The organism is Micrococcus sp. SL257, assembly GCF_026625585.1.
In the GTDB taxonomy this organism is placed as follows: Bacteria; Actinomycetota; Actinomycetes; order Actinomycetales; family Micrococcaceae; genus Micrococcus; species Micrococcus luteus.
The window spans coordinates 2,377,602-2,391,834 of the sequence record NZ_CP113053.1 but is presented as its reverse complement, the minus strand read 5'-3'; the positions used below and the strand labels follow the sequence as shown (position 1 = coordinate 2,391,834).

Below are 14,233 nucleotides of genomic sequence, written 5' to 3'. Positions count from 1 at the left end.
ATGAGGACCCCATGGGCATCGCCACCCCGTCGGCCGCGCGCCGCCGTCGTCTCCTGCTCCCCGCCGCCGCGCTCGGCGTCTCCGGCCTGCTGCTGACCGCGTGCGGCGCCCCGCCGGAGCAGTCCGAGGCCTCGGACTCCGGCGCCGCCGAGAGCGAGGCCATCGCCACCGTGGACGGCGTCGGCTCGGACAACAACGACTACAAGGCCTGCATCGTCTCGGACGAGGGCGGCTTCGACGACCGCTCCTTCAACCAGTCCTCCTACGAGGGCCTCAAGGCCGCCGAGGAGGCCTACGGCATCACCACCAGCGAGGCCGAGTCGAACGAGCCCAGCGAGTACACCCCGAACGTGACCGCCATGGTCAACGGCGACTGCGACGCCGTCATCGGCGTGGGCTTCCTCCTCGGCGACGCCATGAAGCCGATCGCCGCCCAGCACTCGGACACCCACTTCTTCGGCGTGGACGTCACCGACGGCGACTTCACCGACAACTTCCAGAAGCTCACCTACGACACGGCGCAGGCGGCGTTCCTGGCCGGGTACCTGGCGGCGGGCACCACCGAGACCGGCACCGTGGCCACCTACGGAGGGGCCGAGATCCCCACCGTCACCATCTTCATGGACGGCTTCGCCCGCGGCGTGGAGCACTACAACGAGGTCAAGGACAAGGACGTCAAGGTCCTGGGCTGGGACAAGGACGCGAAGACCGGCTCGTTCACGGGCGACTTCGAGAACGTGGCCAACGGCAAGACGAACACCGCCAACTTCATCAACGAGGGCGCCGACATCGTGATGCCGGTGGCGGGCCCCGTGGGCCTGGGCACCCTGGACGCCGTCCGCGAGGCGAACCAGGGCGGCAAGGACGTCAAGGTCATCTGGCCGGACTCGGACGGCTACGAGTCCACCAAGGACGGCAACCTGATCCTCACCTCGGTGAAGAAGAACATGGGCCAGTCCGTCACCGACGTGATCGCCGCGGACCTGAAGGACGAGTTCTCGGCCGAGCCCTACGTGGGCACGCTGGAGAACAAGGGCGTCGAGCTGGCCCCGTTCCACGACTTCGAGGACACGGTGCCGCAGGAGCTCAAGGACGAGCTCAAGGACCTCGAGGCGAAGATCATCTCGGGCGAGCTGAAGGTCGGTTCGGAGTACTCCCCGGAGGCCTGACCCGCCTCGCCACCGCCGCGGGGCCGGCCCGGACCCCTCCGGACCGGCCCCGCGGCGCGCGGGCGCCCGGCCCGCCCCCGCCGCCGAGCGCGGCACCACGAGCATCGACCAGACGGAAGGCCCTCGATGAGGCTCGAACTGCGCGGGATCACCAAGCGCTTCGGCTCGTTCGCCGCGAACGAGGACGTGAACCTGACCGTGGAGTCGGGGCGGGTGCACACCCTCCTCGGCGAGAACGGCGCCGGCAAGTCCACCCTGATGAACGTCCTCTTCGGGCTCTACGAGCCCACCGAGGGGGAGATCCTCCTCGACGGCGAGCCCGTCCGGTTCTCCGGTCCCGGTGAGGCCATGCGCGCGGGCATCGGCATGGTGCACCAGCACTTCATGCTCGTGCCCGTCTTCACGGTGGCCGAGAACGTGGCCCTCGGCGACGAGCACACCCGCGCCCTGGGCGTGCTCGACCTCGAGGCCACCCGCCGGCGGATCCGGGAGATCTCCGCCCAGTACGGCTTCGACGTGGACCCGGACGCCGTCGTCGAGGACCTGCCCGTGGGCGTGCAGCAGCGCGTCGAGATCATCAAGGCCCTCGTCCGCGACGCGCGCATCCTCATCCTGGACGAGCCGACCGCCGTGCTCACCCCCCAGGAGACCGACGAGCTGCTCGGCATCATCCGGCAGCTGCGGGCGGACGGCACGGCGATCGTGTTCATCTCCCACAAGCTGCGCGAGGTCAAGGCCGTCTCGGACGACATCACCGTGCTGCGCCGCGGCCGCGTGGTCGGCACGGCGGAGCCCTCCGCCGAGGCCGCCGAGCTGGCCGCCCTCATGGTGGGCCGGAACGTCGTCCTCGAGCGGCGCAAGACGGCCCCGACCCTGGGGGAGGAGACGTTCCGCGTCGAGGACCTCTCCGTCGTCTCGCCCACGGGCCAGGTGCTGCTGGACGCCGTGTCCTTCGCCGTCCGCCAGGGCGAGGTCCTCGCCGTGGCCGGTGTGCAGGGCAACGGGCAGACGGAGCTGACCGAGGCGATCATGGGCCTGGTCAAGGCCACCGGCTCCGTCACCCTGGACGGCCGGGAGCTGATCGGCCGGTCCACCCGCCAGATCATCCGCGCCGGCGTCGGCTTCGTGCCCGAGGACCGCTCCACGGACGGGCTCGTCGGCCCGTTCTCCGTGGCGGAGAACATGGTGCTCAACCGGTACGACGTCGCCCCGGCCGGCAACGCCGTGCAGATGCGCCCCGCCGCGGTACGGGCGCTCGCCGAGCGCCGCGTGGCCGAGTTCGACGTCCGCACCCAGGGCGTGGACCTGCCGGTGTCCTCCCTCTCGGGAGGCAACCAGCAGAAGGTCGTCATGGCCCGCGAACTCGTGGACGGGCTGCGCCTGTTCATCGCCTCGCAGCCCACGCGCGGCGTGGACGTCGGCTCGATCGAGTTCCTGCACGACCGGATCATCGCCGAGCGCGACGCCGGCACCCCCGTGCTGATCGTCTCCACCGAGCTGGACGAGGTCCTCGAGCTGGCCGACCGGATCGCCGTGATGTACCACGGGCGGATCGTCGGCATCGTGCCGGGGGACACCTCGCGCGAGACGCTCGGCCTCATGATGGCCGGCCAGACCCCCGACGACGCGGCCCTCGCCTCCGGCGCGGACGTCGCCGCGGACACGCCCGGCACCACCGGCGCGGCGCCCGCCGCCCACCCCACCACGGAAGGAGAGCGCCCGTGAGCACCGCCGCCCCGCAGCGCCCGGCCCCCGAGTCCGACCCCCGCGCCCGGCCCGCCCCCGCCGACTCCGCCCTGCGCCGGGTCCTCTCGGGCAACGGCACGGTCACCGCCCTGGCGATCCTGCTGTCCCTGCTGATCTCCGGCCTGCTGATCATCGCCGTGGACGAGGACGTCCGCGACGCCGCCGGCTACTTCTTCGCCCGCCCGGGCGACCTGCTCTCCGCCGCCTGGGCCGCGTTCGCCGGAGCCTTCGCGGCCCTGTTCCGCGGCGCCGTCTTCAACTACCGGGCCTCGGACGCGACGGGCATGCTCTACCCGCTCACCGAGACCCTCACCGTGGCGACCCCGCTGATCATCATCTCGCTGGGCATCGCCATCGCCTTCCGGGCGGGCCTGTTCAACATCGGCGGCCAGGGCCAGTTCATCTTCGGCGCCATGTTCGCCACGTGGTTCGGCGTGCACCTGCACCTGCCGGCCGGCGTGCACCTGCTGCTCGTCGTCGTGATGGGCGTGCTCGGCGGCGTGCTGTGGGGCTCCGTCGTCGGCGTGCTCAAGGCCTGGACCGGCGCGCACGAGGTGATCCTCACGATCATGCTCAACTACGTGGCGGTGAACCTGCTCGCGTACCTGCTGAACACCCCCGTCCTGCGGGCGCCCGGCACCACGAACCCGGTGTCCGCGCCGCTGGACCGCTCCGCCATGTTCCCGCGGCTGCTGGGGACCGACTTCCGGCTGCACTGGGGCTTCTTCGTCGCGCTGCTGGCCGTGCTCTTCACGTGGTGGCTGATGCAGCGCTCCACCCTCGGCTTCCGCCTGCGGGCCGTGGGCGCCAACCCGGACGCCGCCCGCACGGCCGGCATCTCCGTCAAGGGCTCCTACCTGGCCGCCATGGCGATCTCCGGCGGCCTCGCCGGCCTGGCCGGCGCCACCCACGTCGCCGGCACGGAGAGCACGCTGAACACCTCCGTGGCCGGGTCCTTCGGCTTCGACGCGATCACGGTGGCCCTGCTCGGCCGGTCCCACCCGGTGGGCGTGCTGTTCGCGGGCCTGCTCTTCGGCGCCCTGCGCGCCGGCGGCGTGACCATGCAGACCGAGACCGGGGTGCCGGTCGACATCGTCCTCGTGGTGCAGTCCGTGATCGTGCTGCTCATCGCGGCCCCGCCGCTGGTGCGCGCCATCTTCCGGCTGCCCGCCCCGGGCGCCGCCCGCGCCCGCCGCGCCGCCGACCCCGTGACCCAGCCCGCTGTGGCCGGCGCCGCGGTGACCGGCGCCGGCGGCCACGCCGCCGCCCCGTCCACGGGCGTCCAGGAGGCCGCGGCCACCGCCGTCGCGGACCCGCAGGCCCCGACCACGCAGCCCACGGACACGGCCCCGACCCACCGCCCGCACGAGCAGAAGGGGGACGCCCGATGAGCGCGACCGCCGCCCGGCCCCACGCCGACGTCGTCCGCCCCGAGGCCGCCGAGCCCGCCCGGGTCGTGGTCCGGCACTGGACCACCCCGATCGCCCTGACGATCCTGACCCTGCTGGCCCTGGCCGTCTTCGCCCTCGGTGCCCCCGAGGCGACGGCGACCTTCCGACTCTCGAACGCGTCCGACGCCGTCGTGCTCCCGGACCTGACCGCCGACCCCGTGCTGGGGGGCTGGCTGCTCGTCGGGCTCATGGCGGTGCTGACCGCGGTGGCCTGGCTGGCGACCCTGCGCTCGGGGCGCACCCCCGGCTGGGCCGCCGCCCTGTTCGCCGTCGCCTTCGTGGCCGCGTTCCTCATCTGGGTGATCGGCTCGGCGGACAACACCACCGTGTTCCTCACCGGCCTGATCGCCGGCTCATTCGCGCTGGCCGTCCCGCTGATCTTCGGCTCGATGGCCGGCATCCTGGCCGAGCGCTCGGGCGTGGTGAACATCGCGATCGAGGGTCAGCTGCTGGCGGGCGCGTTCACGGCCGCCGTCGTCGGCACCGCCACCGGCTCGCCCTGGGCGGGCCTGGCCGCCGCCATCGTGGCCGGCGTCCTCGTGTCCTGGCTGCTCGCCGTGTTCTCGATCAAGTACCTGGTCAACCAGGTGATCGTCGGCGTCGTGCTCAACGTGCTCGTGGCCGGCCTGACGAGCTTCCTGTACTCCACCGTCCTCACGGGCGGGGACACCGAGCTCAACGCGCCGCCGCACTTCCCGAACCTGCGGATTCCGGGCCTGGCGGACATCCCCGTGCTCGGGCCCATCCTGTTCGACCAGACGATCCTGGGCTACGCGATGTACCTGCTCGTGATCGCGCTGTGGTTCGCCCTGTTCCGCACCCGCTGGGGCCTGCGCGTGCGCGCCGTGGGCGAGCATCCCAAGGCCGCGGACACCGTGGGCATCGACGTGAACCGCACGCGCTACGCCGCCGTCCTGCTGGGCGGTGCGGTGGCCGGCATGGGCGGGGCGTTCTTCACGCTCGTCTCCGCGTCGTCCTTCACCAAGGAGATGACGGCGGGCCAGGGCTTCATCGCGCTCGCGGCCGTGATCTTCGGCCGCTGGAACCCGATCGGCGCGTTCTTCGCGGCGCTGCTGTTCGGCTTCGCCACCAACATGCAGTACGTCCTGGCGATCCTCGGCACCCCGGTGCCGAGCCAGTTCATGGCGATGCTCCCGTACCTCGTCACGGTGTTCGCCGTGGCCGGCCTCGTGGGCCGCTCGCGCGGCCCGGCCGCCTCGGGCGTGCCGTACGTGAAGGAGTAGCCGTGGCGGACGGGCAGCACACGACGACGGCGCCGCGCGTGGACTGGGACCGGCTGCGGGCCGCGGCCCTGGCCGCCACGGAGCACGCCTACGTGCCCTACTCGGGGTTCCGGGTGGGCGCCGCCGCGCTCACCGACGACGGCCGCCTCGTCTCGGGCTGCAACATCGAGAACGCGTCCTACGGGCTGACGCTGTGCGCCGAGTGCGCGCTGCTGGCCGACCTGCGCATGGGCGGGGGCGGCCGACTCGCCGCGTTCGTCTGCGTGGACGGCGACGGCGTGCTCACCATGCCCTGCGGCCGCTGCCGCCAGCTGCTGTACGAGTTCCGCGCCCCCGGGCTCGTGCTGCTCACCCCGGCGGGGGAGCGGGGGATCGACGCGGTGCTCCCGGACGCCTTCGGCCCGGCCGACCTGGAGCGGGCGGACCGTCCCTGACCCGCGGCGCGCTCCCGGGCCCGCTCGCTAGAGTCGGAGGCTGACCGTCGCAGCCGTCCCCCGAGGAGACCCCCATGACCGCGCAGCCGCAGGCCGAGCCCTTCGACGCCGTCGAGGTGATCCGCACCAAGCGGGACCGGGGGACGCTGTCCCCCGAGCAGATCGACTGGGTGGTGGACGCGTACACCCGTGGCGTGGTGGCGGACGAGCAGATGTCCGCCCTGGCCATGGCGATCCTGCTCAACGGCATGGACCGCGCCGAGATCGCCCGCTGGACGGACGCGATGATCGCCTCGGGCGAGCGCATGGACTTCGGCGGGCTCACCACCCCGGACGGCCGCCCCCTGGCCACCGCGGACAAGCACTCCACCGGCGGCGTGGGGGACAAGATCACCCTGCCGCTGGCCCCCCTCGTGGCCTCCTTCGGGGTGGCCGTGCCGCAGCTGTCCGGCCGCGGCCTCGGCCACACCGGCGGCACCCTGGACAAGCTCGAGGCGATCCCCGGGTGGCGGGCCGACCTCAGCAACGAGGCGATGCTGCGCCAGCTCTCCGAGGTGGGCGCCGTGATCTGCGCGGCCGGCTCGGGCCTGGCCCCGGCGGACAAGCGCCTGTACGCCCTGCGCGACGTCACCGGCACGGTGGAGGCCATCCCGCTGATCGCCTCCTCGATCATGTCCAAGAAGATCGCCGAGGGCACCGGCGCCCTCGTGCTGGACGTCAAGTGCGGCTCGGGCGCGTTCATGAAGGACGAGGCGTCCGCCCGCGAGCTGGCCCGGACCATGGTGGACCTCGGCCGGGACGCCGGGGTGGACACCTCGGCGCTGCTCACGGACATGTCCGTGCCCCTGGGCCGGACGGCCGGCAACGCCCTCGAGGTCCGCGAGTCGGTGGAGGTGCTCGCCGGCGGCGGCCCGGCCGACGTCGTGGAGCTCACCGTGGCGCTCGCCGCCGCGATGCTCGCCGGCGCCGGGGTCACGGACGTGGACCCGGCCGAGCACCTGGCCAACGGCCGGGCGATGGACGTGTGGAACCGGATGATCGAGGCCCAGGGAGGCGACCCCCGCGCGGCCCTCCCGACGGCGGCCCACACCGAGGACGTCGTCGCGGAGACGGACGGCGTCCTCACCGAGCTGGACGCGATGGCCGTGGGCCTGGCCGCGTGGCGCCTCGGCGCCGGACGGGAGCGGCAGGGCCAGGCCGTCCAGGCCGCGGCCGGCGTCGAGGTGCACGTGCGCCCCGGTGAGCGCGTGGCCCAGGGTCAGAAGGTGCTGACCCTGCACACGGACACGCCGGAGCGCTTCGAGCGGGCGAGGGCCGCGCTCGCCGGCGGGTGGGCCGTCGGCGAGCTCGACGACGTCGACGCCCGGACCCTGCGCGAGCGCTCCGTGATCCTGGACCGGATCGGCTGACCGGATGCTCGCGTGGCTCGAGGAGGCGATCCTCCACGCCTCCGCGCAGTGGTGGGTCCTGCCGCTGACGCTGCTGCTGTGCCTGCTCGACGGAATCGTGCCGATCTTCCCGTCGGAGTCGGTGCTGGTGGCCCTCGGCGCGATCGTCCGCGACGGGCACCCGTTCTCCCTGTGGGCGCTGTGGGGGGTCGGCTTCGCGGGCGCGTTCCTGGGGGACGTGGCCGCGTACGCGATCGGCCGTGCCGTGGGCGTGGAGCGGTTCCGGTGGATGCGGCTGCGGCGGGTGCGGGCCACGGTCGAGGTCGCCCGGCACCACCTGCACAGCCACGGCGCGCTGCTGCTGTTCACCGCCCGGTTCATCCCCGGCGGCCGCGTGGCCCTGAACCTCACGGCCGGCGCCACCCGCTATCCGCCGGTGCGGTTCGTGGCGCTGGACCTGCTCTCCACGGCCAGCTGGGCCGCGTACTCGATCATGATCGCGCGCCTGACCGCGGGCTGGCTGGAGAATCCGGTGCTGCAGATCGCCGTCTCCGTGACGGGTGCCGCGCTCGTGGGCCTGCTGCTGGACCGTCTGCTCAAGGCCCTGCTGCGCCGCCGGCTGGGCTCCGGGGTGAAGGGCCTCACCCTGGCCGAGCAGGAGGCCCTGCGCTGAGCGCCCTGCCGTAGAGTGACGCCCGTGACGACGACGCAGCTTCCGGACACCGCATCCCCCTCCCCGCTCGAGGTCGACCTGGCCGTCCTGCCCAAGGTCTCCCTCCACGACCACCTCGACGGCGGCCTGCGCGTGGGCACCGTCCTCGACCTGGCCCGCGAGGCCGGCGTCGAGGTCCCCGCGGACACCGTCGAGGGCCTGGCCGAGTGGATCGCCGAGCACGCCAACGGCGAGTCCCTCGAGAAGTACCTGCAGGTCTTCGCCCTGACCACCGCCGTGATGCAGACCCGCGAGCAGCTGCGCCGCGTGGCCCGCGAGTTCGTCGAGGACCTGGTCGCCGACGGCGTCGTCTACGGCGAGATCCGCTGGGCCCCCGAGCAGCACCTGGCCGGCGGGCTGACCCTGGACGAGGCCGTCGAGGCCGTGCAGGCCGGTCTGGACGAGGCGGTCGAGGCCGCCGACGCCGCGGGCCACGTGATCCGCGTGGGACAGCTGGTCACCGCGATGCGGCACGCCGACCGGGCCCAGGAGATCGCCGAGCTGGCCGTGCGCCACCGCGAGGCCGGCGTCGTGGGCTTCGACATCGCGGGTGCCGAGGCCGGGTTCCCGCCCTCCCGCTTCGCCGACACCTTCACGTGGCTGGCCGCCCACCACCTGCCCGTCACCGTGCACGCGGGCGAGGGCGACGGCCTGGACTCCGTCCGCTCGGCCCTCGTGGACGGCCGCGCCCTGCGTCTGGGCCACGGCGTGCGCCTGGCCGAGGACATCTCGGTGGAGTACGGCGGCGTGGACGAGGACGGCGAGCAGCTGGACGAGCTGACCGGCCTCGTGGACCTGGGCGAGACCGCCGCGTGGGTGCGGGACCGGCAGATCGCCCTGGAGGTCTGCCCGTCCTCGAACCTGCAGACCGGCGCGGTGGACGCCGCGGCGGGCATCGCGGGCCATCCCATCGACCTGCTCGTGCAGCTCGGCTTCCGCGTCACCGTGAACACGGACAACCGGCTCGTCTCGGACGTGTCCCTGACCGACGAGCTCTACCTGCTCGCCGAGACCTTCGGCTACTCGCTCTCCGAACTGCTGGACCTGCAGCTCAACGCCGCCGAGGCGGCCTTCCTGTCCGTGGACGAGCGCGAGGACCTCGCCGAGATCCTCGTGGCCGGCTGGGGCGAGGTCATCTCCGGCGACGCCGTGGGCCCGGTCCTCGAGGAGCTGGACGACGAGGACGAGGACGACTGATCCTCCCGTGAGCGCGAGTGTGGACCGTCTGGTGGCGGTGGTCGAGGCCCTGCGCGACCACTGCCCCTGGACGGCCGCGCTCACGCACGCCGACCTCGCCGAGTACCTCGTGGAGGAGGCGTACGAGGCGGTGGCGGAGATCGAGTCCCGCGACGCCGCCGCGTGGGCCGACGTGCCCGCGCGTCGGGCCGACGGCGCGTACCCCGCCCTGGCCGCCGAGCTCGGGGACGTCCTGTTCCAGGTGGTCCTGCACGCCGCCGTCTCCCGGGCGCCGGGCGCCCCGGCGGAGTCGGCCGGGTTCCGCCTGGACGACGCCGCCGACGCCCTCACGGCCAAGATGATCCGGCGCAACCCGCTCGTGCTCACCCCCGAGGGCGGCCTGCGCCCGGCCGAGGAGCTCGCCGCCGTCACGGCCGAGGCCGTCGAACTGGCCTGGGAGCGGGTCAAGGCGCGGGAGCGGGCGGCCGCGGGGCTCTCGCCCGCCGCCCCGGCCCACGACGACGGCGGCACCGGCCCGGGCCTCGACGTCGGCGACATCCCGGCCCGGCTGCCGGCGCTGGCCGCCGCCGCGAAGGTGGTGGACCGCGCGGCTCGGCAGGAGCCGGACCCGCTCGCCGCGCACGTCCCCGCGCCGGCCGCCGAGGCGGGGGAGCGCCCGGCGGCGGGGTGGCCGGACGAGGCCGCGCTCGGGGCGGAGCTGTTCACGCTGGTGCGCCGGGCCCGGGCGGCGGGGCTGGACCCCGAACGGGCCCTGCGCGCCACGGTGGCCCGGGTGCGTGCCGGGGACTGGGCGGCGCTGCGCCCGTCCGGCTGACGCGACGCCGCTCCGGCCCGGCCGCAGTCCCGACCGCGCCCCAGCGACATCGCAGCAGGGGGGAACGGCGGTCTTGTCGCCGGCGCGCGGCCGACCGGAACCGGAGGTCCCCGCTAGGCTGAGGCCGTGTCCACGCCGCGGGCACGACTTCCGACTTCGATTGAAGGAGACCCGTCCATGGCCCTGATCGACGCCATCCACGCTCGCGAGATCCTCGACTCGCGCGGCAACCCCACCGTCGAGGTGGAGGTCCTGCTCACCGACGGCTCCCTGGGCCGCGCGGCCGTGCCCTCGGGCGCGTCCACCGGCGAGTTCGAGGCGGTCGAGCGCCGTGACGGGGACAAGAAGCGCTACGGCGGGAAGGGCGTGCTGGACGCCGTCGCCGCGGTCGAGGGCATCGCGGAGGAGCTCGAGGGCGAGTTCGCCGCGGACCAGCGCGCCGTGGACCGCGCGATGCGGGACCTGGACGGCACCCCCAACAAGGGCAAGCTGGGCGCGAACGCGATCCTGGGCGTGTCGATGGCCGTCGCCGTGGCCGCCGCGCAGGCCTCCGACCTCATGCTCTACAAGTACCTGGGCGGCCCGAACGCCCACGTGTTGCCCGTGCCGATGATGAACATCCTCAACGGCGGCGCCCACGCGGACTCCAACGTGGACATCCAGGAGTTCATGATCGCCCCGATCGGCGCCCCGTCCTTCCGCGAGGCCCTGCGCTGGGGCACCGAGGTCTACCACGCCCTGAAGACCGTGCTGCAGGAGAAGGGCCTGTCCACCGGCCTGGGCGACGAGGGCGGGTTCGCCCCGTCCCTGGAGTCCAACCGCGCCGCCCTGGACCTCATCGCCGAGGCCGTGACGAAGGCCGGCTACCGCCTGGGCGAGGACATCGCGCTGGCGCTGGACGTCGCCTCCTCCGAGTTCTTCGACAACGGCTCCTACACCTTCGAGGGCCAGCAGCGCTCCGCCGAGGAGATGGCCGCCTACTACACCGAGCTGGTGGACAACTACCCGATCGTCTCCATCGAGGACCCGCTCGACGAGGACGACTGGGACGGCTGGCAGCACCTGACCGCGCAGCTGGGCGATCGCGTCCAGCTGGTGGGCGACGACCTGTTCGTCACCAACGTGGAGCGGCTGCAGCGCGGCATCGACGAGAAGGCCGGCAACGCCCTGCTCGTGAAGGTCAACCAGATCGGCTCCCTGACCGAGACCTTCGACGCGATCGCCCTGGCCCAGCGCCACATGTTCCACTGCATGATCTCGCACCGCTCGGGCGAGACCGAAGACACGTTCATCGCGGACCTCGCGGTGGCCACCAACGCCGGCCAGATCAAGACCGGCGCCCCGGCCCGCTCGGACCGCGTGGCCAAGTACAACCAGCTGCTGCGCATCGAGGAGGACCTGGACGACGCCGCCGTCTACGCGGGCCGCTCCGCCTTCCCGCGCTTCCGCGGCTGACCGTCCCCGACGACGACGCGCGGGCCCGCCCGGATCCCTCCGGGCGGGCCCGCGCCCGTCCCGGCGCGACCAGGATCCTGTCAGGGGCGGGCAGTAGGCTGGGAGGGTCCCCGCCACGCGTCCGAAGGAGTCCGCGATGAGTCCGCGCCGCCCCCGCGTGCCCCGTGTCGACCCGACGACGGGCGCCCCGCGCCGGACCGCCGTCGCGGCCCCGGCGGCCCCGACGACGGCCTTCCCGGAGGCGGACACGCCCACGCCGACCCCTGCGGCCCCCACGCCGGCGCCCGCGGCGACGGACGCCGAGGTCATCGACCTGCAGAGCGTCCAGGAGCGCCGCCAGGCCGGTCACCCCGGACACCTGGACGGGCACCCGGACGCGGACCGGGCCGACACGGCCCCCGCCGGGGACACCGCCGCCCCCGCGTCCCCGTCGGCACCCCCGCGCCGGACGGCTCCGGCCCGCCCGGCCGGGCGTCGGCCCCGGCCCGCCCCCCGCCGCGCCGCATCCGCCGCCGCCACGGCCGCCCGCCGTCGGGCCCCGCTGCCGGAGCCGGTGCCGGCCCGGCAGATCACGGGCCGCTCGCTCATCGTCGTCGCCGTGCTGCTGGTGGCCGCCGTCCTGGTGGCGCCCACGCTGCGCGCGTTCCTGAACCAGCAGCTGGAGATCTCGGCCGCGCGCGAGGAGATCGCCACCATGCAGGCCCAGCGCGAGGACTACGAACGGCGGATCCAGCTGTGGGACGATCCCGCCTACGTGACCCAGCAGGCGCGTGAGCGTCTCGAGCTGGTCATGCCGGGGGAGACCCTGTACTCCGTGACGGGGCGGCCCTCCGAGACCGACACCGCGACCGAGACCGAGGACACGCCCGCCGCCGGCGCGGACGAGGTCGTCAACACCCGCCTGCCGTGGGCCGAGGGCCTGTGGGACTCGGCCGTCCGCGCCGGGCTCGAGTGAGCCCCGCGTCCCGCCCCCGCCCGCACCACCCCCGCACCCCCGAGGACACCATGACCGTCAGCCCCCGCCCCGCCCAGGACCGCACCGTCACCGAGAAGGACCTGGACACCCTGTCCCGCCAGCTCGGCCGCCCGGTCCGGGACGTCGTGGAGATCGGCGCCCGCTGCGTGTGCGGCAACCCCCTCGTGGCCACCACCGCGCCGCGGCTCTCCAACGGCATCCCGTTCCCCACGACCTTCTACCTGACCCACCCCGTGCTGACGGCGGCGGTCTCGCGCGTGGAGGCGGACGGGGAGATGGCGCGCATGAACGACCGCCTCGCCCAGGACCCCGCGCTCGCGGCCGCGCACCGCGCGGCGCACGAGGCCTACATCGCCGAGCGGGACCGGGTCGGGGCCGAGGCCGGCACGGGGCCCGTCCCGGAGATCGCCGGGGTCTCGGCCGGCGGCATGCCCGAGCGCGTGAAGTGCCTGCACGCCCTCGTGGGCCACGCGCTCGCGGCCGGGCCGGGGGTGAACCCGCTCGGGGACGAGGCGATCGCCCTGGTGGCCCCGTGGTGGACGCCCGAGGTCTGCGCGTGCGAGGGCGCGTGGGACGAGGCCGCGGCGGTGCCCACGAAGGACCTCTCCCGGCACGTGAAGCACCTCGAGCGCGTCGCCGCGCTGAAGGAGGTGACGGTGGCCGGCGTGGACTGCGGCACGAACTCCATCCGCCTGCTGATCTCCCGGCCGGCCGGGACGGACGAGACCACCGGCGCCGGGGCCGACCCGGCGGCGCCGCTGGCCGACGTCGTGCGCGAGATGCGCGTGGTGCGCCTGGGCGAGGGCGTGGACGCCACCGGCGCGTTCTCCGACGCCGCGCTGGAGCGCACCTTCGCGGCGGTCGACGAGTACGCCCGCCTGGTCCAGCGCCACCACGCCGGCCGGGTCCGGTTCGTGGCCACCTCCGCCAGCCGGGACGTCTCCAACCGGGCCGCGTTCGTCGACGGCGTCCGGGAGCGGCTCGGCGTCGAGCCGGAGGTCGTCTCGGGCGCCGAGGAGGCCGGCCTGTCCTTCGCGGGCGCCGTCTCCGCCGTCGAGACCGCGGACCTGGGCCCGGAGGACCTCGTGCTCGTCGTGGACCTCGGCGGCGGCTCCACCGAGCTGGTCGTCGGCACGCCCGCGGGCGAGGTCGTGGGCGCGGTCAGCCTGGACATGGGCTGCGTGCGGTTCACCGAGCGTCATCTGCGCTCCGACCCCCCGACGTCGGATGAGGTCACCGCGGCCCGCGCAGACGCGCTCCGTCTCCTCGACGACGCCGCCGCCCGCCTGCCGCTGGAACGCGTGGCGCGCGTGGTCGGCGTGGCCGGCTCGGTGACCACCGTGACCGCCGAGGCCCTCGGGCTCAGCACGTACGAGCCCGAGGCCATCCACGGTGCGCGCCTGCCGATCGCCGAGTTCCGCGCGGCGGCGGAGGGCCTCGTGGCGGCGACCCGGGCCGAACGCGCCGAGCGGGGGTTCATGCACCCGGGACGGGTGGACGTGATCGGCGCGGGCGCGCTGCTGTGGAGCACCGTCCTGGAGCGGGTGGCCGAGGTCGCGGGCGTCACCGAGGCCTGGGCGAGCGAGCACGACATCCTGGACGGGATCGTGCTCTCGCTGCGGTCCTGACCACGACGGCGGAGAGTGG

The 14,233-nt window shown here is 74.3% G+C and carries 12 protein-coding genes; all 12 read left to right on the top strand.

The annotated features are described in order from the left end of the window. The first annotated feature begins 11 nt into the window (after window positions 1-11). Complete coding sequence (locus OVA32_RS11095; protein WP_095353408.1) at window positions 12-1,169, top strand: BMP family lipoprotein; 1,158 nt, start codon at window positions 12-14, stop codon at window positions 1,167-1,169. Window positions 1,170-1,295: 126 nt separating this feature from the next. Next, on the top strand, window positions 1,296-2,894 hold the full coding sequence (locus OVA32_RS11090) for an ABC transporter ATP-binding protein (protein WP_095353409.1): 1,599 nt from the start codon (window positions 1,296-1,298) through the stop codon (window positions 2,892-2,894). After that, the gene (locus OVA32_RS11085; protein ID WP_095353410.1) at window positions 2,891-4,306 is read left to right on the top strand and encodes an ABC transporter permease; all 1,416 of its coding nucleotides are present in this window, start codon (window positions 2,891-2,893) and stop codon (window positions 4,304-4,306) included. Before OVA32_RS11090 ends, OVA32_RS11085 begins: the two co-directional genes overlap by 4 nt. Next, entirely contained in the window at window positions 4,303-5,610 is a 1,308-nt protein-coding gene (locus OVA32_RS11080) for an ABC transporter permease (RefSeq protein WP_095353411.1), read from the top strand. The genes OVA32_RS11085 and OVA32_RS11080 overlap by 4 nt, the downstream gene beginning before the upstream one ends. Window positions 5,611-5,612: 2 nt before the next feature. After that, window positions 5,613-6,044, top strand: a complete 432-nt coding sequence (locus OVA32_RS11075) for a cytidine deaminase (protein ID WP_002856562.1) — start codon at window positions 5,613-5,615, stop codon at window positions 6,042-6,044. Between the two features lie 74 nt (window positions 6,045-6,118). After that, window positions 6,119-7,453 (top strand): thymidine phosphorylase, encoded by a 1,335-nt coding sequence (locus OVA32_RS11070; RefSeq protein ID WP_002856560.1) that lies wholly within the window; start codon window positions 6,119-6,121, stop codon window positions 7,451-7,453. Between the two features lie 4 nt (window positions 7,454-7,457). Next, window positions 7,458-8,105, top strand: coding sequence for a DedA family protein (locus tag OVA32_RS11065; RefSeq protein WP_002856558.1), 648 nt, complete (start codon window positions 7,458-7,460; stop codon window positions 8,103-8,105). 24 nt (window positions 8,106-8,129) lie between these two features. Beyond that, complete coding sequence (locus OVA32_RS11060; RefSeq protein WP_002856556.1) at window positions 8,130-9,341, top strand: adenosine deaminase; 1,212 nt, start codon at window positions 8,130-8,132, stop codon at window positions 9,339-9,341. 7 nt (window positions 9,342-9,348) lie between these two features. Further along, window positions 9,349-10,155, top strand: coding sequence for a MazG nucleotide pyrophosphohydrolase domain-containing protein (locus tag OVA32_RS11055; protein ID WP_002856555.1), 807 nt, complete (start codon window positions 9,349-9,351; stop codon window positions 10,153-10,155). 177 nt (window positions 10,156-10,332) lie between these two features. Beyond that, window positions 10,333-11,610: a phosphopyruvate hydratase gene (gene eno, locus OVA32_RS11050; protein WP_095353412.1), complete on the top strand. Its 1,278-nt coding sequence runs from the start codon at window positions 10,333-10,335 to the stop codon at window positions 11,608-11,610. A gap of 136 nt (window positions 11,611-11,746) precedes the next feature. Then, the gene (locus tag OVA32_RS11045) at window positions 11,747-12,565 is read left to right on the top strand and encodes an FtsB family cell division protein (RefSeq protein WP_095353413.1); all 819 of its coding nucleotides are present in this window, start codon (window positions 11,747-11,749) and stop codon (window positions 12,563-12,565) included. 50 nt (window positions 12,566-12,615) lie between these two features. Further along, complete coding sequence (locus OVA32_RS11665; RefSeq protein ID WP_095353414.1) at window positions 12,616-14,214, top strand: DUF501 domain-containing protein; 1,599 nt, start codon at window positions 12,616-12,618, stop codon at window positions 14,212-14,214. Window positions 14,215-14,233: the final 19 nt, after the last annotated feature.